At 61.3% G+C, this 23,579-nt stretch carries 18 protein-coding genes; 13 read left to right on the plus strand and 5 right to left on the minus strand.

What is annotated here, in order from left to right; genetic code table 11:
- Window positions 1-215 precede the first annotated feature (215 nt).
- Complete coding sequence (locus AAEO81_RS16425) at window positions 216-917, plus strand: YebC/PmpR family DNA-binding transcriptional regulator (RefSeq protein WP_166594437.1); 702 nt, start codon at window positions 216-218, stop codon at window positions 915-917.
- Window positions 918-1,027: 110 nt separating this feature from the next.
- Here AAEO81_RS16425 and AAEO81_RS16430 read toward each other — a convergent pair whose 3' ends face one another.
- Window positions 1,028-2,314, minus strand: coding sequence for a leucine-rich repeat-containing protein kinase family protein (locus AAEO81_RS16430; protein WP_341957841.1), 1,287 nt, complete (start codon window positions 2,312-2,314; stop codon window positions 1,028-1,030).
- Between the two features lie 57 nt (window positions 2,315-2,371).
- Window positions 2,372-2,920 (minus strand): TetR/AcrR family transcriptional regulator, encoded by a 549-nt coding sequence (locus tag AAEO81_RS16435; protein WP_166594439.1) that lies wholly within the window; start codon window positions 2,918-2,920, stop codon window positions 2,372-2,374.
- Window positions 2,921-3,038: 118 nt separating this feature from the next.
- Between AAEO81_RS16435 and AAEO81_RS16440 the strand changes: the two genes are divergently transcribed.
- Entirely contained in the window at window positions 3,039-4,232 is a 1,194-nt protein-coding gene (locus tag AAEO81_RS16440; protein WP_341964549.1) for an MFS transporter, read from the plus strand.
- 111 nt (window positions 4,233-4,343) lie between these two features.
- The gene (locus tag AAEO81_RS16445; protein ID WP_341957846.1) at window positions 4,344-5,942 is read left to right on the plus strand and encodes a lactate dehydrogenase; all 1,599 of its coding nucleotides are present in this window, start codon (window positions 4,344-4,346) and stop codon (window positions 5,940-5,942) included.
- Window positions 5,943-5,988: 46 nt separating this feature from the next.
- Here the strand turns inward: AAEO81_RS16445 and AAEO81_RS16450 are convergent, their stop codons facing one another.
- Complete coding sequence (locus tag AAEO81_RS16450) at window positions 5,989-6,747, minus strand: anti-sigma factor (RefSeq protein ID WP_341957848.1); 759 nt, start codon at window positions 6,745-6,747, stop codon at window positions 5,989-5,991.
- On the minus strand, window positions 6,744-7,256 hold the full coding sequence (locus AAEO81_RS16455) for a sigma-70 family RNA polymerase sigma factor (protein ID WP_341957849.1): 513 nt from the start codon (window positions 7,254-7,256) through the stop codon (window positions 6,744-6,746). The genes AAEO81_RS16450 and AAEO81_RS16455 overlap by 4 nt, the downstream gene beginning before the upstream one ends.
- Before the next feature lie 177 nt (window positions 7,257-7,433).
- On the opposite strand from AAEO81_RS16455, the gene AAEO81_RS16460 reads away from it, so the two are divergent.
- The 3 genes from AAEO81_RS16460 (at window position 7,434) to AAEO81_RS16470 (ending at window position 9,686) form a co-directional block, all read left to right on the plus strand.
- Window positions 7,434-8,519: a catalase family peroxidase gene (locus tag AAEO81_RS16460; protein ID WP_341957851.1), complete on the plus strand. Its 1,086-nt coding sequence runs from the start codon at window positions 7,434-7,436 to the stop codon at window positions 8,517-8,519.
- Complete coding sequence (locus AAEO81_RS16465) at window positions 8,516-9,064, plus strand: cytochrome b (protein WP_341957854.1); 549 nt, start codon at window positions 8,516-8,518, stop codon at window positions 9,062-9,064. Before AAEO81_RS16460 ends, AAEO81_RS16465 begins: the two co-directional genes overlap by 4 nt.
- 76 nt (window positions 9,065-9,140) lie before the next feature.
- On the plus strand, window positions 9,141-9,686 hold the full coding sequence (locus AAEO81_RS16470) for an MgtC/SapB family protein (RefSeq protein WP_341957857.1): 546 nt from the start codon (window positions 9,141-9,143) through the stop codon (window positions 9,684-9,686).
- Between the two features lie 35 nt (window positions 9,687-9,721).
- Here AAEO81_RS16470 and AAEO81_RS16475 read toward each other — a convergent pair whose 3' ends face one another.
- Entirely contained in the window at window positions 9,722-9,898 is a 177-nt protein-coding gene (locus AAEO81_RS16475; protein WP_341957859.1) for a hypothetical protein, read from the minus strand.
- A 329-nt stretch (window positions 9,899-10,227) separates the two neighbouring features.
- Between AAEO81_RS16475 and AAEO81_RS16480 the strand changes: the two genes are divergently transcribed.
- The 7 genes from AAEO81_RS16480 (at window position 10,228) to AAEO81_RS16510 (ending at window position 23,550) form a co-directional block, all read left to right on the plus strand.
- A complete protein-coding gene (locus AAEO81_RS16480) occupies window positions 10,228-12,264 on the plus strand; it encodes an alpha-1,4-glucan--maltose-1-phosphate maltosyltransferase (protein WP_341957862.1) in 2,037 nt (678 codons plus the stop codon).
- 16 nt (window positions 12,265-12,280) lie between these two features.
- Window positions 12,281-15,601: a maltose alpha-D-glucosyltransferase gene (treS, locus tag AAEO81_RS16485; RefSeq protein WP_341957864.1), complete on the plus strand. Its 3,321-nt coding sequence runs from the start codon at window positions 12,281-12,283 to the stop codon at window positions 15,599-15,601.
- Between the two features lie 2 nt (window positions 15,602-15,603).
- Window positions 15,604-17,838, plus strand: a complete 2,235-nt coding sequence (gene glgB / locus AAEO81_RS16490) for a 1,4-alpha-glucan branching protein GlgB (RefSeq protein ID WP_341957865.1) — start codon at window positions 15,604-15,606, stop codon at window positions 17,836-17,838.
- A 738-nt stretch (window positions 17,839-18,576) separates the two neighbouring features.
- Window positions 18,577-19,170, plus strand: coding sequence for a TIGR04211 family SH3 domain-containing protein (locus AAEO81_RS16495; protein WP_341964550.1), 594 nt, complete (start codon window positions 18,577-18,579; stop codon window positions 19,168-19,170).
- Between the two features lie 347 nt (window positions 19,171-19,517).
- Window positions 19,518-21,242 (plus strand): gamma-glutamyltransferase, encoded by a 1,725-nt coding sequence (gene ggt / locus AAEO81_RS16500; RefSeq protein WP_341957867.1) that lies wholly within the window; start codon window positions 19,518-19,520, stop codon window positions 21,240-21,242.
- A 182-nt stretch (window positions 21,243-21,424) separates the two neighbouring features.
- Window positions 21,425-22,351 (plus strand): GTP cyclohydrolase FolE2, encoded by a 927-nt coding sequence (folE2, locus tag AAEO81_RS16505; RefSeq protein WP_341957869.1) that lies wholly within the window; start codon window positions 21,425-21,427, stop codon window positions 22,349-22,351.
- Window positions 22,348-23,550, plus strand: coding sequence for a DUF1624 domain-containing protein (locus tag AAEO81_RS16510; RefSeq protein ID WP_341957871.1), 1,203 nt, complete (start codon window positions 22,348-22,350; stop codon window positions 23,548-23,550). The genes folE2 and AAEO81_RS16510 overlap by 4 nt, the downstream gene beginning before the upstream one ends.
- The last annotated feature ends 29 nt before the right edge of the window (window positions 23,551-23,579 follow it).

The following is a 23,579-nucleotide window of genomic DNA, read 5'->3' on the forward strand; positions in this document are numbered from 1 at the left end:
TGACGTTTTCCGGGAAACTTATCCGCGCTCGTTTGATCGACGGCAGCACGTCAGGGGTTTCATATGACGCCAGCGCGTATAAAATGCGGCGGGCGCCAGCGTTCTGTCCTGGCGCGTCATCATCGTTCACCTTTTCAGCATTCACCGTCTTCGGTCCGACGCGCCACGCCGGATCGGCCCCGACGGTGTACTGCCACCGGAACAAGAGAGTAATCATGGGCGCACAGTGGAAGGTCAAACACAAAGAAGCAGCAGCCAATGCCAAGGGCAAGATTTTCGGCAAGCTGTCCAAGGAAATCATGATTGCCGCGCGTTCCGGCGCTGATCCCGACATGAATTCGCGCCTGCGTTTGGTGGTCGAGCAGGCGAAGAAAGCCTCTATGCCCCGCGAGACGCTGGAGCGCGCGATCAAAAAGGGCGCTGGCCTGCTGGGCGAGCACGTGCACTTCGAGAAAGTGACCTATGAAGGGTTCGCGCCGCACAAGGTGCCGGTGATCGTCGAATGCCTGACCGATAACGTCAACCGCACGGTTGCCGAGATCCGTGTGCTGTTCCGCAAGGGGCAAATGGGCGCTGCTGGCTCCATCACGTGGGATTTCGACCATCTGGGCATGATCGAAGCCGCGGGCGACGGCAAGGCCGACCCGGAAGAAGCCGCCATCGAAGCCGGCGCTCAGGACGTCGAGCCGGGTGACGAGGGCGTGACCCTGTTCTACACCGAAGTCACTGACCTGGACGCCGTGTGCAAGGCGCTGCCAGAACAAGGCTTCACTGTGGAATCCGCCAAGATCGGCTACCGCCCGAAAAACCCGGTGTCGGGCTTGAGCGACGAGCAGATGGCCGAGGTTGAAGCGTTTCTGGAAGCGATTGACGGCCACGATGACGTGCAGGACGTGTACGTCGGTCTGGCCGGTTGATACCACGGTGGGTCAGTGACTGATCGGAGTGATTGACCCACCGCATCGCTGCGGTCGCGCCTCCGGCATCCCCCAAGAGCCCGAGGCCGCCGCAAGCCAGTGATGTTTGCCTAGCGATCCAGCAGCGCCAGCACCTCGGCAAACCCCGGTCGTTTCATGACCTGTGGCTGAATGCAGCGCGCCGCAAGCCCCCGCAGCACAGCCGTTTCTTCGTCAGACCCGTCGCAACACGTCAGCAACTCATCCAGCAATATCCCGAACGCCCGCACCTCGATGCGCTCCAGGGTCTGGCCCGTCGTTTCATCGGGATAAAACGCGGCAGCGCCGAAATCCCCCAGCAGACTTTCGCCCTGTTCCGCCCAGAGAACGTTATGGGCGTACAGGTCGCCGTGATTGATGCCTTTGCGATGCAAATGCCCGCAGGCGTCGGCAAGGCCGTGGGCCATGCGCCGCACCGTCGCAAGGCTCAGGCGCGTACTGCCGTAGACGTCACGCGTGCAGGATTCGAGGCTGGGCGGGCGGGCCAGGGTGATGAATCGCGGGGAAATCAGCTCCATCACCAACCCTCGCGCCTGCTGCGGGTGATCGAACACTTGCCCCAGGACGGGAATCAGGTTCGGGTGCTGACCGGCGGCGATGCACGCAGCCATTTCATTCAATGGGGAGCCATCGCTGGTCAGCTCGCCCTTATAGAGCTTGACGGCCACCTCGTCGGTCACTCCGTCGTCGTGCTGCCATTCCGCCTGCTGAATCACCCCGGAAGCGCCTTCTCCCAGCACCTGATGCAAGGTCAGCGCTGACCAGGGAATCTGCCGGATGGGCTCCTCAGTGTGAATGTCGTTCAGCGGGTTGCCGGAAAACGCCAGCCAGGCCAGCGCGGGCATCTGCAGCAGCCAGTCCGGCAATCGGCGAATCTCGTTGGACGCTATGCGCACCAGCTCCAGCCGCTGACACGCCGCCAGTGACGGGGGCAGGGTGCGCAATCGGTTTCCGGCCAGCATCAGTTTTTGCAGGTGTTCGAACCGACCCAGCTCATCAGGCAGTGATTCCAGGCGGTTATCCGTCAAGACGAGGGCGCGCAGACGGGGTGGCAGCGAGCGGGGCGATACTTCGGTGATCCGGCACGCCTTGAAGCCGACGAAAAACAACTGCTCGCACTGGCCCAACGCTTCGGGCAGGTGGGTGAACAGGTTGTTGGAACAGAACAGAATCTTGAGGCGTTTGAGCCGGTGCAGATCGGCCGGCAGCTCGCTGAGTTGATTGTCCGACAGGTTCAACACCTCCAGCGAATCGCTGAGGTTGAAAATCTCGTCGGGAAACGCCGTGAGGCCGCAGCTGAGGTCCAGCCGTTTGCTGCCCGCCAGTGTGCCGGCGCGCAGGTCTGCGAGAGTGTGCATGGGGAAAAGGCCCGTGGTTCAGGGCCGGTCATGATAGCGAGTTCGTGAGCGTCGCGCTCAACCGAGGCAGCGATCCAGCAGCTGATGCATGCGTTCGAGGGTGGGGGCCGATTCGGCATAGAGAATCCGGTACACCATCGGCGCCACGACCGCATCGACCAGCTCATCGGCGGATGGGCTGCGCTCGCCGCGCAAGTGGGCGCGGTCGATGATGATCTGCAACTGATCGCGGACCATGTTCAGGCACTTGCCCGAGCACAGGGTTGCGCTGCTGGCGACCACGTCGCGCATCATTTCGCGGCCCGGTGCGGAATTGGTTTCTTCGAGGTAGACCTCGACCCAAGTGCGCAAATCTTCGCGCAGGCTGCCGCAATCCACCGGTTCATCGGGGCGCAACCGTTCCACTGCCGCATCGGCCAGCAGCGACGTCAAATCGCCCCAGCGACGGTAGATGGTCGAGGGCGTGACGCCTGCACGGGCAGCGATCATCGGCACGCTCAACGCGGAACGGTCCTGCTCTTCAAGCAAGTCGCGCACGGCGGCGTGGATCGATGTCTGCACCCGGGCGCTACGGCCGCCGGTACGAATGCCTTCTTTGATAGCCATGAATCGGACCTTAACACAAAGTATTTGCTTTAAGCGGTTTCTGCTCGCACACTCTCTAACGCAAATTAATAGCTTTTATGGTGTGCTTTTTCGGGAGAGTGTACGCGTGTCTGAATCGATGCAGAACCCGCAAGTCGATGGTCGGAGCCGGGGCCACCTCGGGTATTTCGCGTTTGTGATGCTGTGCTTCTTTGCTGCTTCCAGTGCCCCGACGCCGCTTTACCATGTGTATCAGCAGGCGTGGGGCTTTTCTTCCGCGCTGCTGACGCTGATTTTTGCGGTGTACGCCTTGAGTTTGCTGGCGACGTTGTTGGTGTTCGGTTCGCTGTCAGACTATTTGGGTCGGCGTCCGGTGATCCTCGTCGCTCTGCTGCTGGAGGCCTTGTCGATGCTCTTGTTCATCGGCGCCAGCGACGTCAGTTGGCTGATTGCCGCCCGCGTCTTGCAAGGGGTGGCGACGGGGATCGCCAGCAGCGCGTTGGGCGCGGCGATGCTCGACACCGATCAGAATCAGGGCCCATTGATCAACAGCATTGCGCCGATGTTCGGCATGGCGTTGGGCGCGCTCGGCACCAGCGCGCTGGTCGAATACGCGCCGATGCCGTTGCTGCTGGCCTTCATTCTGCTGCTGGCGGCATTCGTGGCGCAGATCCTGTACCTCTGGCGCGTGAAGGAAACCGTCAGCCCGCAACCCGGTGTGTTGAAGACCCTGAAACCAAGACTCTATGTGCCGCAGCGTGCGCGCAGTACCTTGCTGCTGGTGTTGCCAGCGGACATCGCCGCCTGGGCGCTGGGCGGGTTCTTCCTGTCGCTGGCACCTTCATTGCTCGCCGCCGCGACCGGCTCGAAATCCGTGCTTCACGGTGGTTTGGCGGTGGCGGCTCTGACGATCAGCGGGGCGATTTCCATCATGAACCTGCGCCTGCGCCCGCCGCAATTGGCGCTGTTGGTGGGGTGCAGCTTTTTGGCGTTGGGCGTGTCGGTGATTCTGCTGGCGGTCAACGTGGGCTGGCTGTGGCTGTTCTTCAGCGGCGCCGTCGTGGCGGGGATCGGGTTTGGCGCCAGCTTCCTGGGGGCGTTGCGGTTGCTGCTGCCGCTGGCTCACGCCCATGAACGGGCGGGGCTGATGTCGACGTTTCTGGCGTTGAGCTACCTGGCGTTCTGCGTCCCGGCGCTGCTTGCCGGGCTGGCGGTCAAAAGCGAGGGCCTGGTGGTCACGACCAACGTGTACGGGGCCGTAGTGGTGGTGTTGGCGTTGCTGGCCCTGGGCGGGTTGCTCATGCAGCGCATGACCAAGGCGCGCGCGGCCTGACCCCGGATAGCACTGGAAATGGGCGCGGCGCCGCCCATTCCCTAAAGTCAGAGGCCGCAGTGCCGATAAACCGGCTGGGACACACTCGACTCAATTGAGCATGGATCAGCTATGACTTCGATTTCCTCTATCACCTCCACGCAGCCTCTGGTGGTCACCCCGACAGTGGCGACTCAGCCGGTGGCCACCGCAGCGGTGGGGACAACCCCGAGCACCGCATCGCCTTCGTCTGTCGTGTTGCTGGGGCAGGACACCCTCGTCACTAACGCACAGACCTACACCGCCCGTGGTGTGATTGCCGACGCCGATGTGCCGCCCGCCTGGGAATACACGCGGCAGGATTCGGTGACCCTGGCGATGCAGGGCAACTTCAGCACGACGCATGGTGTGGGCCGTTTCCAGGGCCTTGGCGCCACGCTGCTTGCGCAACTGGCGCAGACGGGGAAGGGTGTTTCCCAATCGGTGATCAGCTCGCCTTCCGGACGAACCCTTGAACCCTCCGAGCTGGCGGCCGCCCAGGACAAACTGCACAGCAGTGCCGCCGACAACAGCATCAGCCTGACCCTGAAGACCGCCAGCGGCAAGACCGTGCAGTTGACCCTTTCCAGCAGCGAAAACGGGCTGGCGGTACAGGCACAGGTCAGCGGTGGCGACCTGAGCGACGACGAACTCGCCGCGCTGGGCAAGATGGCGGACGGTTTTCAATCGGCCATCGACGGGCTGACGGCGAAACCTCCTCAGCTCAAGCTGGAAGCGTTGACGCAATATGACAGCAACGTGTTTTCGTCGGTGGCGCTGAGCACCCGCATCAAACTGAATGACGGCAGCGTCCAGACCCTCGACATGAATGCCGACGCCGACCAGCGTTCAGTGCGCATGAGCGGTGCGTCGGGCAATCTGAACATTTCGGTCGATCTGAAGAATGCCGCCATTATCGGCAACAGCGACCAGCAGGCGAAAGCCGTTAAAAACTACGTGAGTCAGATTGAAGCCGCCCGGACACGCGGTGACGGCGACGCACAATTGCTCTCCCTCTTCGAAGACGGGTTCAAGACGCTGCACAGCCAATACCCGGGAGCCCGGCCTTCCACTGCACCCCAGACCGTCAACTCCATCGACTTGACCGATACCGATCACGGCTTGCTGACGGGCCTGGCCGATTTCAAGGCGTCGGTCACCGAGAAGACCGAGGCCAGCAACCCGGCACGCCCTGATGAGCTGGACGCGTTCTCGTACAACCTGTCGCAATCGACGCAATCCAAAGGCCGGGATCAGTTGAACCGGACCCTCGTTCAGAACCAGCAATCGAGCCTGATTGCCAGTTACCACAAGGCGCTCACCGCAGGCCAGAAGCTGGACCTGAGCCGCGATCCGACGTCGCAGAATTACCTGTATTACCAGATCAACGATCAGGCCAGCAGCAAGACCAACATCGGTTACGACAAAGGGGCATTGGTGCAGGCGTCGGTCAGCCAGTCCGCAAGCCAGTCGACGCGTATTTCCAAATACGTGATGGGGCACCTGGAGAGCGACACGCGGACGCCGTTGTCATCGTCAAAAACCCAGAATTTCCTGAGCGTGCTGCAACAGGCGCTACAACAGGACAAGGACGCGAAACAAGGACGTGGCGTTTCGACGCTCAAGGACACCCTGGCGGGGATTCAGGACAAGGTATTGTTGCGGGGCAGTGCGAGCGACCTGAAAGGTTGAGCGGTGGATCTGTGACAGACCGGCTGTCTGATCCACCGCTCTCTGTTCAAATCGGCTGACGCAACGCCTGTCGCGCAGCCTTGACAGCAGGGTCATCGGCAGGGCTGACCACGGCGTAGTTGTAACCACCTCCTGACCAATAATCGGCTTCCAGCTCACCGTCCCGTCGCGTGCCGGGGGCCAGCAAATGATTGTTCGGGCCTGGCGGACGGATGTAGAAACTCAGCGTCCGTCCTTCGTCATCCTTGTACACCACCATCGCGGCGGCACCTTGTTCGGTGCTGGTCAGGCGCCCACTCACGGGTTTGAACCCGGCTGACGCCAGATCGGGCAGGCGGTTGGCCTGGGCGAAATGCTTGTCCAGCCAGACCTGCGCGTTGTTCGGCTTGTCGGTGTTCCAGTCGCTGGCCATGCTGTCGTTGACCGCGAACATCCGATAGGCCTGCACGGCGTCGGCCATGGGCTGAACGCCGCTGACGAGGGTCATTTCCCGGGCCTGCCAGCCACTCATCCCGCCGACACCGACCGCGATCAACAGCACCGCCGCGGTGGCGAACTGGCGGCTGCGGCTACGACGCACGCGCTGGCGGATGAACGTCGGGTCCAGGTCTGGATTGGCCGGGCGATGCAGTTCGCCACTCAAGCTGGCGCGCAGGTTCTGGGCATCCCGCTGCCAGGCCAGCAGTTGCTGGGCCAACTCGGGCTTCGTGGCCAGATACGTCTCCATCGTCTGCCGGTCGGCGTCGTTGAGTTGCCCATCGACGTAGGCGTGCAAGTCGCGTTCACTGGGAGGCAATGTCATCATTTCAATATCCGCAGAGCAGGGGTGGTGATTTCGCCTTCGCTGAGCAGGCGCAGGGCCTGCCGCGCGCGAGACAAGCGGGACATGACGGTGCCCACAGGGACGCCGAGAATTTCCGCCACTTCGTTATAACTCAAGCCTTCGACAGACACCCAGAGCAATAGCGCACGTTGTTCGGTGTTCAGCCGTTCGAACGCCTGCAGCGTGGTTTGCGCGACCACGGTGCGCTCCACGGAAGGCTCATGGTGATCTTCCTTGCCGCCGGTAAACAGCTCCAGCATGCGACTGTACCGGCGCGAACGTCGATGGGCGTCGAGAAATTGCCTATAAAGAATGGAGAACAGCCAGGCGCGCAGGTCGCCTTCCGGGCGTTTGCTGCTCCAGGCAGACAAGGCTTTTTCAAGGCTCGACTGCACCAGATCATCGGCCGTGCTGTGGTCACGGGTGAGCGATGCGGCAAACCGACGCATTCGCGGCAGCAGCTCTCGTAATTGATCGTCGACATCATGCATAAGGTGATTTCCTGATCGATCGGCGGGATCGCTCGGATCGTATGACCAGCAAGACGCACGCCCGTGCAGGTTATTCCACCGCACACAAAATAAATATCACGCCATGGAATAAAGGCGTGTATGCCGCGTCCTACCGCTACATGAATGCAGAGAGGCCCTAGGCCCGGAGTGTGACCGATGATTGATCGTGAGCCGCCGTACCCCCGCAAACCACCCTTGACCCCCTCGGAGAAAATCGTTCGCCTCGCCGGTATTGGCCTGGTGGTGGCCATCGCCGCCGGCGCATTCGCCTACGTGAACGGCAGCCTTGACCCACAACGCTTGACGCCTGCTCGGGTTGTCGATGTGTTCGAACACAGCAACGGCGTTCACCCCGGCTACCGTCGCAACCACCCCAAAGGGATCTGCGTCGCCGGGTATTTCGAGAGCAATGGCGCGGCGGCGACACTGTCCAAAGCTGAAGTCTTCGCCAGTGGCCGCATCCCGGTGGTCGGACGGCTGGCGTTGCCCACCGGCAATCCGTATTCGCCTGACAGCGCGGCGCCCATCCGCAGCTTCGCGGTGCAGTTCACCCAACCCAACGGCCAGCAATGGCGCACCGGGATGAACAGCATGCCGGTGTTCCCGGTGGGGACCCCTGAAGCGTTCGTCGACCTGCAAAAAGCCACCGCGCCTGATCCCAAAACCGGCAAGCCTGATCCATCCAAGCCTCCGGCGTTCTTTGCTGCGCACCCCGAGGCCCAGCCGTTTCTGGCCTGGGTCAAGACGGCCAAGCCGTCCGCCAGCTTTGTGACCGAGACCTACAACAGCGTCAACGCGTTTGTGCTGGTAGATGCGCAGGGCAAGCGGCAACCGGTGCGCTGGAGTCTGGTGCCTGAAGCAAAAGGCGATGCACCGGCCCCGGACGCCAAGGATTACTTGCAGCAAGACTTGAGCGACAAACTGGCCAGCGGGCCACAGCGCTGGAATCTGGTGCTGACCCTTGCTAACCCGCAAGACCCGACCAACGATGCGTCCAAGGCGTGGTCCGGGGAGCACACGACCGTGACGGCGGGAACGTTGGTGGTTGAAAGCGACAGCGCCCAACTGGACGGCGCGTGCCGGGACATCAATTACGACCCGCTGGTATTGCCGAGCGGCATCGAAGGGTCAGACGATCCGTTGCTGGCGGCTCGGTCTGCTGCCTACGCCTCGTCTTACCTGCGCCGCACAGGCGAAGTCGATCAACTGAAAGCCGCGCCTGCCCAGGAGAAACAGCCATGAGTACGCCCACCTTGCATTTTTCGCCTCTGACGCGCGCGCTGCACTGGTTGATGGCCGTGATGGTGATCGCCATGTTGTTCATCGGCGCGGGCATGGTGGCCTCGGTGTCCGAACGCCATGAGTGGTTGTTGAACATCCATAAACCGCTGGGGATTGCGATTCTGGCATTGGTCATCGTGCGTTTGATCGTGCGCTTCACCACGCAAACGCCGCCGTTGCCAGCGGATTTGCCTGCGGTGCAAGCGTTGGCGGCGAAGCTCTCTCACTACCTGCTCTATGCGTTGATGCTGGCGATGCCCCTGATTGGCTGGGCGATGATCTCGGCAGCGGGCGACCCGGTGATGCTCGGCAGCTCAATCCGTCTGCCTTCCATCCTGGCGGCCCATGCCGAGACGTTTGCGTTTCTGCGCAAAGCCCATCGCTATCTGGCGTATCTGTTTTTCCTGACCATCCTCGCGCACCTCGCGGCCGCGTTGTTTCATGGCTGGATTCGCCGGGATGAAGTGCTGGACAGCATGTTGCGAGGGAAAACGCGGGGGTCATGATGCTGCTCGTCCGTTCGCACTCTTGCCTGTCGCCGTGGTCCATTGATCACCGCATCCCAGGCAAGGAAGACCCGTCATGAACGGTTGGTGGCAGGAAGTCGTCGAGACGTTGCGTTCCGAGTTCTCAGACATCACCGATGCGTCCCAACTGACGCGGGTGAGTGTGCGGCTGGTGATCGCGGCCGTTTTGGGCGGGATTCTCGGTTTCGAACGCGAGCACAAAGGCAAGGCGGCGGGGGTGCGTACCCATATGCTGGTCTGCATGGGCGCGGCGCTGTTTGTTCTGGTGCCGCGACTGGCAGGCGCGGATGACGCGGCGTTGAGCCGCGTGGTGCAAGGCATCGTCGCCGGGATCGGCTTTCTCGGCGCGGGCACCATCCTCAAGGGCGACAAACTCAACACTCATCAAGTGAAAGGCCTGACCACTGCAGCGGGGTTGTGGATGACGGCCGCCATTGGCATCGCCGCTGGCATGGGCCGGGAAGCCACTGCCGTGCTGAGCACGATACTGGCGCTTGGGATATTCAGCTTGATGCCGCTGATCGTCGAACGCTTCGATCCACCCGAAGAGCGAGACAAAGACCCGGCCCGCAAGACCGGCGGTGATTCGCACCAACCCTGAGCGCGACGGCGCGCACTCAGGGCTTCTTCATTCAATCATTCTGGAAAGGTTTCACCCAGTACCGCAGGCGGCTCCTGGCTGGGCGGGTCGCCCTTGGGCGGGTCGATGACAGGCGGCATGGTCGGCGGAGGCGGTTCTTCAGGTTTCGGCACCGGCAGTTCCGGATCATCGATGTTCGGATCGGGCGTTTCAGCGGGAACGGGAATGGTCATTGCTTCACCTTCCTTAGGCGCAGGTCGCAAGAGGCAATCGTGCCGGTTTTTTCTGCGCGCTCGCTGCGTTCGACAGTGAGTCCGATTGAATGATTCAGCGCAATTTCCCGGTGGTTTGCCAGCCCGCGACTAAGCTGCCAACGGATCGATTTTTGCCGCACAAGCTCTTTGAACTTTTCCCCGAAACTGGCGTTCGGAACCTATGCGGCCAGATTCGGGCACACCTGCCCTGATGCCGGACGCATGCAGATCAAGGATGAAGTGTCGACGAAATGGACTATTACGGACTTGTATAAGGAGCGTCCCTGGGGCGTGAGGAGTGATGCTCGATGAATGTGACTGCTGATCAGCCATACGGCCCGGATTCCCTGGCCACCGATGTTCCACACCCAACCCAGCCTTTATCCCTGACCCAGGCCCTGCAACTGCCGCGGATCGTCATCGAAGACACGCAGCCGGTGCTTGAGCACGGGCAATTGGCGGCCAAAGCCATCACCGGGCAACCCGTAACGGTCACCAGCAAGGTGTTCGCCGATGGCCACGACAAAATGGCCGTGCGCATCCGTTACCGCGCTGCCGACGAGCAGGAATGGCATCAGGCGCCGATGCGCGAACTGGGCAATGACAGCTGGATCGGTGAGTTCACCCCGACCTCAGTCAGCCGCTACCTGTTTCGCCTGGAAGCCTGGATCGATCAATTCGCCAGCTATCGCTATGAGCTGGAGAAAAAATACGCTGCCGGTGTGCCGGTCGATCTGGAGCTGGAAGAAGGGCGTTTGCACCTCGTGCATGCCAGCGAACGCAGCCAGAACGAACTCAAAGGGCAGATCGATAGCCTGCTGAAACGTCTCGGCGAGAACACTGAACACGAAGCGCAGGTCACCTTGCTGCTGCACAGTGAAACCGCCGCGATCATGGCGCAGGCCGACAATCACGCGTTCCTCAGCCGCAGCCTTGAATTCCCGCTGGATGTGGAACGTGAACGGGCGCAGTTCGCCAGCTGGTACGAGCTGTTTCCTCGCTCGATCACTGACGATAAACATCGCCACGGTACTTTCAACGACGTGCACACCCGCTTGCCGATGATTCGCGACATGGGTTTCGACGTGCTGTATTTCCCGCCGATTCACCCGATTGGCCGCGCGCACCGAAAAGGCCCGAATAACTCGCTGAAAGCCGGTCCCGACGATCCGGGCAGCCCGTACGCCATCGGCAGTGCGGATGGCGGTCACGACGCGATCCACCCGCAATTGGGCACCCGTGAAGACTTCCGCAATCTGGTGGCTGCGGCTGCCGAGCACGGCCTGGAAATCGCCCTCGATTTCGCGATCCAGTGCTCCCAGGATCACCTGTGGCTCAAGGAGCATCCGGGCTGGTTCTCGTGGCGCCCGGACGGCACGATCCGTTACGCGGAAAACCCGCCGAAGAAATACCAGGACATCGTGAACGTCGACTTCTACGCGCCGGATGCGATTCCTAGTCTCTGGCTGGAACTGCGCAATGTGGTCCTTGGCTGGGTCGAGGAGGGCGTGAAGATCTTCCGCGTCGACAACCCGCACACCAAGCCGCTGCCGTTCTGGCAATGGATGATCGCCGACATTCGTGCGCAGCATCCGGACGTGATGTTCCTCGCCGAGGCCTTCACCAAACCGGCGATGATGGCGCGTCTGGGCAAGGTCGGTTACTCCCAGAGCTACACCTACTTCACTTGGCGCAACACCAAGGCCGAGTTGGCCGAGTATTTCACCCAGCTCAATGAGTCGCCGTGGCGCGAATGCTACCGGCCCAACTTTTTCGTCAATACGCCGGACATCAACCCGCACTTCCTGCACGACTCAGGGCGCCCGGGCTTCCTGATCCGCGCCGCGCTGGCGACCATGGGGTCGGGGCTGTGGGGCATGTATTCCGGGTTTGAACTCTGTGAGTCCGCCCCGGTGCCGGGCAAAGAGGAATACCTGGATTCCGAGAAGTACGAGATTCGCCCTCGGGACTTCACCGCACCCGGCAACATCATTGCCGAGATCGCGCAGTTGAACCGCATCCGTCGTCAGAACTCAGCGTTGCAGACTCACTTGGGCCTGCGCATCTACAACGCCTGGAACGACAACATTCTGTACTTCGGTAAACGCAGCGCGGACGGCAGCAATTTCGTGCTCGTGGCCGTCAGCCTCGATCCGCGCAACGCGCAGGAAGCCTATTTCGAGCTGCCGTTGTGGGAAATGGGTCTGGCGGATGATGCGGCGACTCTGGGTGAAGACCTGATGACCGGCCACTCCTGGACCTGGTACGGCAAAACGCAGTTCATGCGCATCGACCCGAACTATCAGCCGTTTGGCATCTGGCGCATCAAGGCGCCAAACCAATAATTCAAGGGACGTGGTCATGGCAAAGAAACCCCGCAACGCTGCCTTTATCGAAGACCCGCTCTGGTACAAGGATGCGGTGATTTACCAGGTGCACGTGAAGTCGTATTTCGATTCCAACGATGATGGAATCGGCGACTTTCCGGGCCTGATCGCCAAACTCGATTACATCGCCGAACTGGGCGTGAATACCATCTGGCTGCTGCCGTTTTACCCGTCGCCCCGGCGCGACGACGGCTACGACATCTCCGACTATCGCGGGATTCACAGCGATTACGGCAACATGTCGGACGCCAAGAAATTCATCGCCGAAGCACACAAGCGCGGGCTGCGGGTGATCACTGAGTTGGTCATCAACCACACGTCGGACCAGCACCCGTGGTTCCAGAAGGCACGGCACGCGAAGAAGGGCTCCAAGGCCCGAGATTTCTACGTCTGGTCCGACGACGATCAGAAATACGACGGCACCCGGATCATCTTTCTCGACACTGAAAAGTCCAACTGGACCTGGGACCCGGTCGCCGGTCAGTACTTCTGGCACCGCTTCTATTCCCACCAGCCGGACCTGAATTTCGACAACCCGCAGGTGATGAAAGCGGTGCTGGAAGTCATGCGCTACTGGCTGGACATGGGCATCGACGGCCTGCGTCTGGACGCGATTCCGTACCTCATCGAACGCGACGGCACCAACAACGAAAACCTGCAAGAGACCCACAACGTCCTCAAGCAGATTCGTGCGGAGATCGACGCCAACTACCCCGACCGCATGCTGCTGGCCGAGGCCAATCAATGGCCGGAAGACACGCAGCTGTATTTTGGGGATCGCAAAGGCAAGGACGGCGACGAATGCCACATGGCCTTTCACTTCCCACTGATGCCGCGCATGTACATGGCCGTAGCGCAGGAAGACCGTTTCCCGATTACCGACATCCTGCGCCAGACCCCGGAAATCCCGGAAAACTGCCAGTGGGCGATTTTCCTGCGCAACCACGATGAGCTGACCCTGGAAATGGTCACCGACCGTGAGCGCGACTATCTGTGGAACTACTACGCCTCCGACCGCCGCGCGCGGATCAACCTGGGCATTCGCCGTCGTTTGGCCCCGCTGCTGGAACGCGATCGTCGCCGCGTAGAGCTCCTTAACAGCATGTTGTTGTCCATGCCAGGGACGCCGACCCTGTATTACGGCGACGAAATCGGCATGGGTGACAACATTTACCTGGGTGACCGCGACGGCGTGCGCACGCCAATGCAATGGTCCATCGACCGCAACGGTGGCTTTTCCCGAGCCAACCCGGCGAGTCTGGTCTTGCCGCCGATCATGGATCCGCTGTACGGCTATCAGTCGGTCAACGTCGAAGCCCAAGACCACGACCCGCATTCGCTGCTGAACTGGACGCGGCGCATGCTCGCCGTGCGCAAGCAGCAGAAGGCGTTCGGCCGGGGCACGCTGAAAATGCTCTCGCCGAGCAACCGCCGGATTCTGGCCTACACCCGCGAACACACAGGGCCGGACGGCAAAACCGAGATCATCCTCTGTGTCGCCAACGTCTCCGCCGCGTCTCAAGCGGCCGAGCTGGAACTGTCCCACTACGCGGGCACGGTGCCGGTCGAGATGCTGGGCGGCAGCGCCTTTCCACCCATTGGCCAGCTCAATTACCTGCTGACGTTGCCACCGTATGGCTTCTACTGGTTCCTGCTGGCCGCGGAGAATCAAATGCCGAGTTGGCACGTCGAACCGGCCGAAAGCATGCCGGATTTCCCCACCCTGGTGCTCAAGCAACGTTTGGAAGAACTGCTGGACGAACCGCTGCGCCAGACCATGGAACAGACCTCGCTGTCGGTCTACCTGCCCAAACGCCGCTGGTTCGCGGGCAAGGGCACGGCCATCGACAACGTGCACATCGCTTACGCCGTACGCTTCGGCACGGCCGAACGCCCGGTGCTGCTCAGCGAAATCGAGGTCACGTCGGGCAATGATGTGGCGCGGTATCAACTGCCGTTCGGCTTCCTCGCCGAGGATGACTTCAGCAGCGCGCTGCCGCAGCAATTGGCCCTGGCCCGTGTGCGTCGTGGGCGCCAGGTTGGCCTGATTACCGATGCGTTCACCCTGGAGCCGTTCATCCGGGCCGTTATCAAGGGCATGCAGGACAAGACCGCATTGCCCACCGACGATGGCGAGCTGCGCTTTCAGCAGACCTCGAAACTGGCGGCGCTGGGCCTGAACGACGAATCTGAAGTGCGCTATCTGTCCGCCGAGCAATCCAATAGCTCGGTGGTGGTCGGCAACGCGCTGGTGTTGAAGATGATCCGTCGCGTGGCGGCCGGGACGCACCCTGAACTGGAAATGGGCGCGTACCTCACCGAAGCCGGCTACGAACACATCTCGCCGCTGCTGGGCGCGGTGGTGCGGGTCGACAAGGCGGGCGAGAGCAATCTGCTGATGATCGCTCAGGGGTATCTGAGCAATCAGGGCGACGCGTGGGAGTGGACCCAGAACAACCTCGAACGCGCCGTGCGCGATCACATGGCCCATGGCTCGTCTTCAGTCGAGCAGCACGCCAACGCGTTGCTCGAATTGAAAGATTTCGCCGGTCTGCTGGGCCAGCGGCTGGGGGAAATGCACGTGGTGCTGGGCGCGCCGACCGACAATCCCGACTTCAAGACCGAAGTCACCAGCGTCAAGGACAGTCAGGCGTCGGCGAAAAGTGTGGGGGCGCAAATCGAGCGCGCGCTGGACTTGCTCGAACAGCATCGCAATACCCTTGAACCTGGCGATCAGCAATTGGTCAGTGAACTGCTGGGTAAACGCAAACCGCTGCTGGCACAGGTGCAGAGCCTGGCCAAACAGTCGGTGGGCGGCCTGCGCATGCGGGTTCACGGTGACTTGCACTTGGGCCAGATGCTGGTGGTGAAAGGCGATGCGTACCTGATCGACTTTGAGGGTGAACCGGCGCGACCGCTGCAGGAGCGTCGCGCGAAGTACAGCCCGTTCAAGGACGTCAGCGGCGTGTTGCGATCTTTCGACTACGCTGCCGCCATGGCGGTACGCAATGCCCAGAGTGCGGATAGCTCGCCTCAGGCAGAGGCGGCGCGTAAGCATGTGGCCGAAACGTATTTGACACAAGCGCGGGACGCGTTCCTCGGGGCTTACAAAACAGCTACCGTCGACGTTGCCCACGCCTGGAAAGACACCGAAGGGGAGGCGGCCGCACTGGCGCTGTTCACTTTGGAAAAAGCGGCTTATGAAGTGGCCTATGAGGCCGAGAATCGGCCGACCTGGTTGTCGGTACCGCTTCAAGGTCTACGTGGGCTGCTGGACTTGTCTGATGGAGAATGAAAATGAGTGCGTCTGACCCATTCGGTAAAGGCAACCAAAATGTGCTGCCCAACGCCGGCGACATGGACGCGTTGATCCGCGCCGAACACCGCGACCCGTTCTCCATGCTCGGCCCCCACAGCGACGGCAAGGAAGGCCAGGTGATTCGCGCCTACCTCCCCAATGCATTAGGCGTGCGCGTGCTGTCCCGTGACGGTGAACGCGACCTGGGCGAACTGAGCATGAGCGACAAACCCGGCTTTTTCGCCGGGCACTTTCCGGTGCGAGAGCCTTACCTGTTGAAGATCAACTGGGCCACCGGCGAGCAGATCACCGAAGACCCGTACAGCTTTGGCCAACTCCTCGGCGAGATGGACTTGTACCTGTTTGCTGAAGGTAATCACCGCGACCTGAGCAGCGCGCTGGGCGCACAGGTCACGTCCGTCGATGGCGTGAATGGCGTGCGTTTTTCGGTGTGGGCGCCGAACGCCCGTCGGGTGTCCGTCGTGGGCGACTTCAACAGCTGGGATGGCCGCCGTCACCCGATGCGTGTGCGTTACCCGTCCGGTGTGTGGGAAATTTTCATCCCGCGCCTGGGCCCCGGTGAAGCCTACAAATATGAAATCCTCGGCCAGCACGGCGTCCTGCCACTGAAGGCCGACCCGATGGCGCTGGCCACCAAGGTGCCGCCGGACACCGCCTCGAAGGTCGCTGCGCCCCTGAGTTTTGACTGGCAGGACAACGACTGGATGCAGGCCCGTGGCGACAAGCAGGATGTGCATCAGCCGCTGTCAATCTATGAGTTGCACGCCGGATCCTGGAAATGGCACCACGGCGGCGATGACGAGCCGGATCGTCCGTTCAATTGGCAAGAGCTGGCGCGGGAGCTGATCCCGTACATCAAAGGGCTGGGCTTCACCCACATCGAATTGATGCCGATCATGGAGCACCCGTTTGGCGGCTCGTGGGGGTATCAGTTGCTCTCGCAATTCGCGCCGAGCGCGCGTTATGGCTCTCCAGAGGATTTCGCGGCCTTCGTCAACGCCTGTCACCAAAACGACATCGGCGTGATTCTCGACTGGGTGCCTGCGCATTTCCCGACCGACACCCACGGCTTGGCGCAATTCGACGGCACGGCGCTGTACGAATACGGCAACCCGCAGGAGGGTTTCCATCAGGACTGGGACACGCTGATCTACAACCTGGGCCGCACCGAAGTGCACGGGTTCATGATCGCCTCCGGCCTGCACTGGCTGAAGAAATTCCACATCGACGGCCTGCGGGTGGATGCCGTGGCGTCGATGCTGTATCGCGACTATTCACGTAAAGCCGGGGAGTGGGTGCCGAACCGCTACGGCGGTCGTGAAAATCTGGAAGCCATCGATTTTCTGCGTCACCTGAACGACGTGGTCGCGCTGGAAGCGCCGGGGGCGTTGGTCATCGCTGAGGAATCCACGGCGTGGCCGGGCGTCAGTCAACCGACTCAACAGGGCGGCCTGGGCTTCGCCTACAAGTGGAACATGGGCTGGATGCACGACACGCTCAAGTACATCGAGCAGGACCCGATCCATCGTCAGCATCACCACGACCGTCTGAGTTTCGGACTGGTGTATGCGTGGTCCGAGCGTTTTATCCTGCCGATTTCTCACGATGAAGTGGTCCACGGCAAGCATTCGCTGATTGACAAGATGCCGGGGGATCGCTGGCAGAAATTCGCCAACCTGCGGGCGTACTTGACCTTCATGTGGACCCACCCTGGCAAGAAGCTGCTGTTCATGGGCTGCGAGTTCGGGCAGTGGCGCGAGTGGAACCACGACACTGAGCTGGACTGGCACTTCCTTAACTACGCGGACCACAAAGGCGTGCACACGCTGGTGGGCGATCTGAACCGGCTGTATCGGTCCGAGAAGGCGTTGTACGAGCAAGATTGCCAGCCGCAGGGTTTCCAATGGGTCATCGGTGACGATGCGGGCAACAGCGTGTACGCGTATTTGCGCTGGAGCAAGGACGGCGAGCCGCTGCTGGTGGTGGCGAACCTGACGCCCGTGCCCCGTGAGCATTACCGCGTAGGCGTGCCGTTTGGTGGCAAATGGGCCGAATTGCTCAACACCGACGCCGAGGTGTATGCGGGGTCGAACATCGGCAATGGCGGGGGCGTGATGGCCGAGGAAATCAAAAACCACGGACAGGCGTATTCTGTGGCCTTGAACCTGCCGCCGTTGGCGGTGGTGGTGCTCAAGCCGATGGGGGATCAGTAAACACCTGTTTGGTCTGTAGGAACCGCCGGAGAAACGACGGCAGCGAGGCGGTGATCAGTCACAGCTGGATTGACTGACCCACCGCCGTCGCTGCCGTCGTGCCTCCGGCGTCTCCCACGAGATTTGCGGTGTCCAGAGATTGTGCTGAGACACAAATCCCCTGTGGCAGTCCGGAATGCCGGCCGTGCCGCCCATGGCTCGCAGCCGTCGGCAGCCCGGACGCGATTGTGTTTGAGCAAAGAGCGCGAGCACGGCGCCGAACCTTGTGGGAGCAGCCGAAGGAACGACGGCCGCGAAGCGGTGGGTCAGGCTATTGATTGGCAACTGAACCACCGCTGTCGCTGCCGTCGTCCCTCCGGCGTCTCCCACACGTTTTGGAGCGCTCCCAGAATGCGCGATCGCCGCGATCCCTGCAGCAACGGCTTGCCGAAGGTGGCGATTTCAAGGACGCTGCCGTTGGCAAGCCAGACTGCTACAGATGGTTTGCATGCCGTATTAGCGTCATTGACCCCACGAGAAACGCCTCTCCCCAGACGAACGTCACCCTCCCGCAGTGAACCTGACATCATTTGAATGGTCTGTTGACCACGTTTCGTTCATCGCATGCGGCTTGTCCACCCGGCCATTCTTTTTATTTGTCGAAGATTCCCCATGTCACTATCTCGCCTCGTTTCCATCCCCGATTCCCTGATTTCCCCACTGCCGGGCGCTCGACGCCGTTTGCTCAGCGCCGGTTTGATGGGCACGCTGTTGGTCGTCGGACTCGCCGGTCAGGCTCACGCTGAAGGCAAAGACCGTTGGGTCAGCGACACCCTCAGCACCTATGTCCGCAGCGGCCCCACCGACGGTTATCGCATCGTGGGCACCCTCAAGTCCGGGCAGAAAGTCGAGCTGATCAACACCCAGGGCGATTACAGCCAGGTGCGCGGCAATTCCGGGGATACCGTCTGGATTCCCTCCAACGATCTTCAAGAAGTCCCCGGCCAGACCGAACGGCTGCCGCAACTGACCCAGCAGGTCGCCGACCTCAGCGGTCAACTCAAAACCATCGATGACGACTGGAAGACCAAGGTCCAGGGCATGCAGGAGACCCTCGACTCCCGCAAGAAACTCGTCGACGAGCTCGAAGCCCGCACTAAAGACCTCAACGCCCAGTTGACCGACGCCCAGTCGGAACTGCGCTCGACCCAAGCCAAGCTGGGTGACGAGAACAACCAGGTGTTGATGCGTTACATGGTCTACGGCGGCAGCATTGCCGGGGCGGGCCTGTTACTGGGCCTGATCCTCCCAGCGCTGACCCGTGGCCGCAAACGCAACGATCGCTGGTTCTGACGCCCCCCTGTGGGAGCGAATTCATTCGCGAGACGTTGGCAGGGTTGAAAACTCTGTGTCTGTAACGCCGCCTCGCGAATGAATTCGCTCCCACAGTCATCTTTTTCTGACGGTCTTTTCGATCCCCTGAAATATCTTGTAATTGGCCCTAGGTCGATTGTTCTTTGTGCGCTATTTTGGTGCGGCGAATCGGTCTGTCTTGGGCCGGTACGCAGTCGCAAAAAAAGCTCCAGCCAATGTGCATCTGCAGTCGCAAGGATGCCGGGCGAGTCGTGAGAGGGTATGACCCCATCCGGCTCGACCCGCCAATGCTGTTCCACATTCAAAAGAAGAAAGAGAGTCGACTCATGAAGTTTGAACCCTTGGCCAAGTCGCTCATTGCGACCTCGCTCACCCTCGCGTTTTCCTCCACTTACGCCGCCTCCGTCGCCCCCGTTGCCGCTGAAAACGGCATGGTCGTCACCGCTCAGCATCTGGCCACTCACGTTGGCGTCGATGTGCTGAAGTCCGGCGGTAACGCGGTGGACGCCGCCGTTGCCGTAGGTTATGCGCTGGCAGTGGTTTACCCGGCTGCGGGTAACCTCGGCGGCGGTGGTTTCATGACCATCCAACTGGCGGACGGCCGCAAGACCTTCCTCGATTTCCGCGAAAAAGCCCCGCAGGCCGCCACCGCCAACATGTACCTGGACAAGGACGGCAACGTCGTTCCGGACCTCAGCTCCAAGGGCCATTTGGCCGTGGGGGTACCGGGCACGGTGTCCGGCATGGAAATGGCGCTGAGCAAATACGGCACCAAGAAGCGGGCCGAGGTCATTGCACCGGCGATCAAACTCGCCGAAAACGGCTTCCCGCTGGAGCAGGGCGACATCGATCTGCTGCACACCGCGACAGACGAGTTCAAGGCTGACAAAGACCTGACCCCGATCTTTCTGAACAAAGGCCAGCCGATGCAGGTTGGCGACAAGCTGGTGCAGAAGGACCTGGCAAAAACCCTCAAGGAAATCTCTGCCAAGGGGACCGATGGTTTCTACAAGGGCTGGGTCGCCAAGGCCATCGTCGATTCGAGCAAGGCGGGCAAGGGCATCATCGTTCAGGCCGACCTCGACAAGTACAAAACCCGCGAACTGGCGCCCATCGAGTGCGATTACCGGGGCTACCACGTGGTCTCGGCGCCGCCTCCGAGTTCAGGTGGTGTGGTGATCTGCGAGATCATGAACATCCTCGAAGGCTACCCGATGAAGGAACTGGGCTATCACTCGGCCCAGGGCATGCACTATCAGATCGAGGCCATGCGTCACGCCTACGTGGACCGCAACAGCTACCTCGGCGACCCGGATTTCGTGAAGAACCCGATCGCGCACCTGCTGGACCGTGACTACGCCACCAAACTGCGCGCCGCGATCGAACCGCAAAAAGCCGGCGATTCCCAGGCCATCAAACCGGGCGTTGCGCCTCACGAAGGCAACAACACCACGCACTATTCCATCGTCGATAAGTGGGGCAACGCGGTTTCCGTGACCTACACCCTCAACGACTGGTTCGGCGCGGGCGTGATGGCGAGCAAGACCGGCGTGATCCTCAACGACGAAATGGATGACTTCACCTCCAAGGTCGGCGTGCCGAACATGTACGGTCTGGTGCAGGGCGAAGCCAATGCCATTGCCCCGGGCAAGACGCCGTTGTCGTCGATGAGCCCGACCATCGTCACCAAGGATGGCAAGGCGGTAATGGTCGTCGGTACGCCGGGCGGCAGCCGCATCATCACGGCGACTTTGCTGACCATGCTCAACGTCATCGACTACGGCATGAACATCCAGGAAGCGGTAGATGCGCCGCGTTTCCACCAGCAGTGGATGCCTGAAACCACCAACCTCGAAAACTTCGCCGTCAGCCCTGACACGCAGAAGATTCTCGAAAGCTGGGGCCACAAATTCGGCGCGCCTCAGGACGCCAATCATCTGGCCGCCATTCTGGTCGGCGCGCCTTCGCTGGGTGGCAAGCCGGTGGGCAACAACCGCTTCTACGGTGCCAATGACCCACGTCGCAATACCGGGCTTTCGCTGGGGTATTGAGGTGTAAGGGTCACACAGTAAAAACACAGTAAACACGGGCGAGGCAGCGCAGTTGCCTCGCCCGTTTGTTTGATGCACAGATTTTGGTTGTCATCGGGCATGTCGCGAGTGTTATGTTATAACTCTTTGCGGCGAGCCTTCTCCGGTTCGCGTTGTCCTGATGCTGCGAGAACCTGCCTTACATGAACACTCCGCTTCCCGACGTTGCCTCCTCCGAGTTCTCTCAATCGCTGCTGCCGCTGGACTGGGTCGGCATGCGAGGCATTGATATCCCTTTGATCCTCGATGAACCTGGCGTTGGCGCGCCGATTCATGCCCGTGCGGATTTGCAGGTGGATTTGCCGATGCCACAGATCAAGGGCATTCACATGTCACGGCTGTACACGCTGCTCGACCGCTTTGCCGAGCACCACGCCGTCAGCCCGGCGAGCCTCGCCGCACTCTTGCAATTGATGGTGTCCAGTCACGCCGATTGCCATTCCTCGCAGGCGAGCGTTCGTCTGTCCTTCGACCTGCTGAGCAAACGGCCTGCCTTGATCACGCAGGGGTTGAGCGGCTGGAAGTCCTATCCGGTGGTGGTTGAGGCGCAGTGGAGGGAAGGGCGGCTCGCGCTGACGGTCAGTGTGGACGTCACCTATTCTTCGACCTGCCCGTGCTCGGCGGCGCTGTCGCGGCAATTGCTGGAGCAGGCGTTCACCGGGCATTTCGGTTCAGGGTCAGTGGATGCCGACGCCGTGGCGACCTGGCTTCGCCGGAATGGCTCCCACGCAACACCGCACAGCCAGCGCAGCGTGGCGCGGGTTCAGGTGAATGTCGATGAGGACGCTGAACGCCTGGGGCTGCTTGGGTTGATTGACGTCATCGAAGACGCGTTGGGCACGCCGGTGCAGACCGCCGTGAAGCGCGCCGACGAGCAAGCCTTCGCCCGTCTCAACGGGCAGAACCTGATGTACGTCGAAGATGCCGCGCGAAAGGTTCAGCAGGCGCTGACGGGGCGCTTTGCCGCCAGCAGCGTCTCAGTGCGCCACTTCGAAAGCCTGCACCCTCACGACGCGGTCGCCTCCGCTTCCTACAGCGGGATGAGCCCGGCCCGAGGGCAGTTTGCATGAGCCTTGCCTACGAAAACGAGCGCGCTATCGATGAATCGGCGGCGGCCGTCGAGGCGCCCGTCCGGCACAGCCGCTTGCAGTCGATTGACGCGCTGCGGGGCCTGATCATCGTGTTCATGTTGCTGGATCACGTGCGTGAGACGTTTTTCCTGCATCGTCAGGTGACTGACCCGATGGACGTCGGCAGCACCAGCCTTGAGCTGTTTCTGAGCCGCACGCTGGCCCATTTCTGCGCGCCGCTGTTCGTGTTTCTGACAGGGCTTTCGGCGTTTCTGTACGGCCAGCGTCATGCGGGTACTAAAGGTGTGGCGCACTTCCTGTTCGTCCGCGGGCTGGTGCTCATCGCGCTGGAACTGACACTGGTCAACGTTGCCTGGACTTTCCAGTTCCCGCCGTCGGTGATCTACCTGCAGGTGATCTGGGCCATCGGGCTGAGCATGCTCGCGCTGTCCGTTCTGGTCGCTTTGCCCCGTAGCGTGTTGGCTGTGCTGGGGCTGGCGATCATTGGCGGACACAACCTGCTGGACGGCGTGCATTTCGGCACCGATTCCTGGCTGCACGTTCCGTGGGCCATTTTGCATGACCGGGGTTGGATTGAGGTCAGCGATAGCCTGCGTCTGCGTACGTCGTACCCGGTGCTGCCCTGGATCGGCGTGATCGCTGTGGGGTACGCGGTCGGGCCCTGGTTCGCTCACGGCGCGGATGCGCAAAAACGTGAAATGAACCTCATCGTCTCGGGATTCGGACTGCTGACGCTGTTTCTCGCGTTACGCGGCCTCAACGGCTACGGGGAGAAACCATGGACGCCGGGCGACACAACCACCCAAACCCTTATGAGCCTGCTCAACATCACCAAATACCCGCCTTCACTGCTGTTCATCAGTTTCACGCTGGGCTTCGGACTGCTGATGCTTGCCTGGCTGGAACGTGGCGCACAAAAGGTTTGGTTGAAACCCTTGGTGACGTTCGGCGCTGCCCCGATGTTTTTTTACCTGTTGCACCTGTATGTGCTCAAAGTGCTTTACCTGATCGCGCTGGCGGTGTGGGGCGCGAATCAGGGGACGTATTTCGGGTTCGATTCGGTGTCGGCGCTGTGGGTGTGCGCGGCAGCGATGACGCTCGCGTTATTTCCAGCCGTTCGTTGGTTTGCCGACCTCAAAGCCCGTCGGCGGGACATCACTTGGCTCAAATATTTTTGAAACCGGACACGCCGGTCTGTCCGGCGCGT

Origin of the sequence: Pseudomonas sp. RC10 (assembly GCF_038397775.1) — a bacterium.
Lineage (GTDB): Bacteria > Pseudomonadota > Gammaproteobacteria > Pseudomonadales > Pseudomonadaceae > Aquipseudomonas > Aquipseudomonas bambusae.

Coding starts and splice junctions, on each gene's coding strand:
- folE2 (WP_341957869.1), top strand. CDS start 21,425: ATGAACACTCCGCTTCCCGACGTTGCCTCCTCCGAGTTCTCTCAATCG.
- AAEO81_RS16495 (WP_341964550.1), top strand. CDS start 18,577: ATGGGCACGCTGTTGGTCGTCGGACTCGCCGGTCAGGCTCACGCTGAA.
- AAEO81_RS16425 (WP_166594437.1), top strand. CDS start 216: ATGGGCGCACAGTGGAAGGTCAAACACAAAGAAGCAGCAGCCAATGCC.
- AAEO81_RS16475 (WP_341957859.1), bottom strand. CDS start 9,898: ATGACCATTCCCGTTCCCGCTGAAACGCCCGATCCGAACATCGATGAT.
- AAEO81_RS16470 (WP_341957857.1), top strand. CDS start 9,141: ATGAACGGTTGGTGGCAGGAAGTCGTCGAGACGTTGCGTTCCGAGTTC.
- AAEO81_RS16480 (WP_341957862.1), top strand. CDS start 10,228: ATGAATGTGACTGCTGATCAGCCATACGGCCCGGATTCCCTGGCCACC.
- AAEO81_RS16460 (WP_341957851.1), top strand. CDS start 7,434: ATGATTGATCGTGAGCCGCCGTACCCCCGCAAACCACCCTTGACCCCC.
- AAEO81_RS16450 (WP_341957848.1), bottom strand. CDS start 6,747: ATGATGACATTGCCTCCCAGTGAACGCGACTTGCACGCCTACGTCGAT.
- glgB (WP_341957865.1), top strand. CDS start 15,604: ATGAGTGCGTCTGACCCATTCGGTAAAGGCAACCAAAATGTGCTGCCC.
- treS (WP_341957864.1), top strand. CDS start 12,281: ATGGCAAAGAAACCCCGCAACGCTGCCTTTATCGAAGACCCGCTCTGG.
- AAEO81_RS16440 (WP_341964549.1), top strand. CDS start 3,039: ATGCAGAACCCGCAAGTCGATGGTCGGAGCCGGGGCCACCTCGGGTAT.
- ggt (WP_341957867.1), top strand. CDS start 19,518: ATGAAGTTTGAACCCTTGGCCAAGTCGCTCATTGCGACCTCGCTCACC.
- AAEO81_RS16430 (WP_341957841.1), bottom strand. CDS start 2,314: ATGCACACTCTCGCAGACCTGCGCGCCGGCACACTGGCGGGCAGCAAA.
- AAEO81_RS16510 (WP_341957871.1), top strand. CDS start 22,348: ATGAGCCTTGCCTACGAAAACGAGCGCGCTATCGATGAATCGGCGGCG.
- AAEO81_RS16435 (WP_166594439.1), bottom strand. CDS start 2,920: ATGGCTATCAAAGAAGGCATTCGTACCGGCGGCCGTAGCGCCCGGGTG.
- AAEO81_RS16465 (WP_341957854.1), top strand. CDS start 8,516: ATGAGTACGCCCACCTTGCATTTTTCGCCTCTGACGCGCGCGCTGCAC.
- AAEO81_RS16455 (WP_341957849.1), bottom strand. CDS start 7,256: ATGCATGATGTCGACGATCAATTACGAGAGCTGCTGCCGCGAATGCGT.
- AAEO81_RS16445 (WP_341957846.1), top strand. CDS start 4,344: ATGACTTCGATTTCCTCTATCACCTCCACGCAGCCTCTGGTGGTCACC.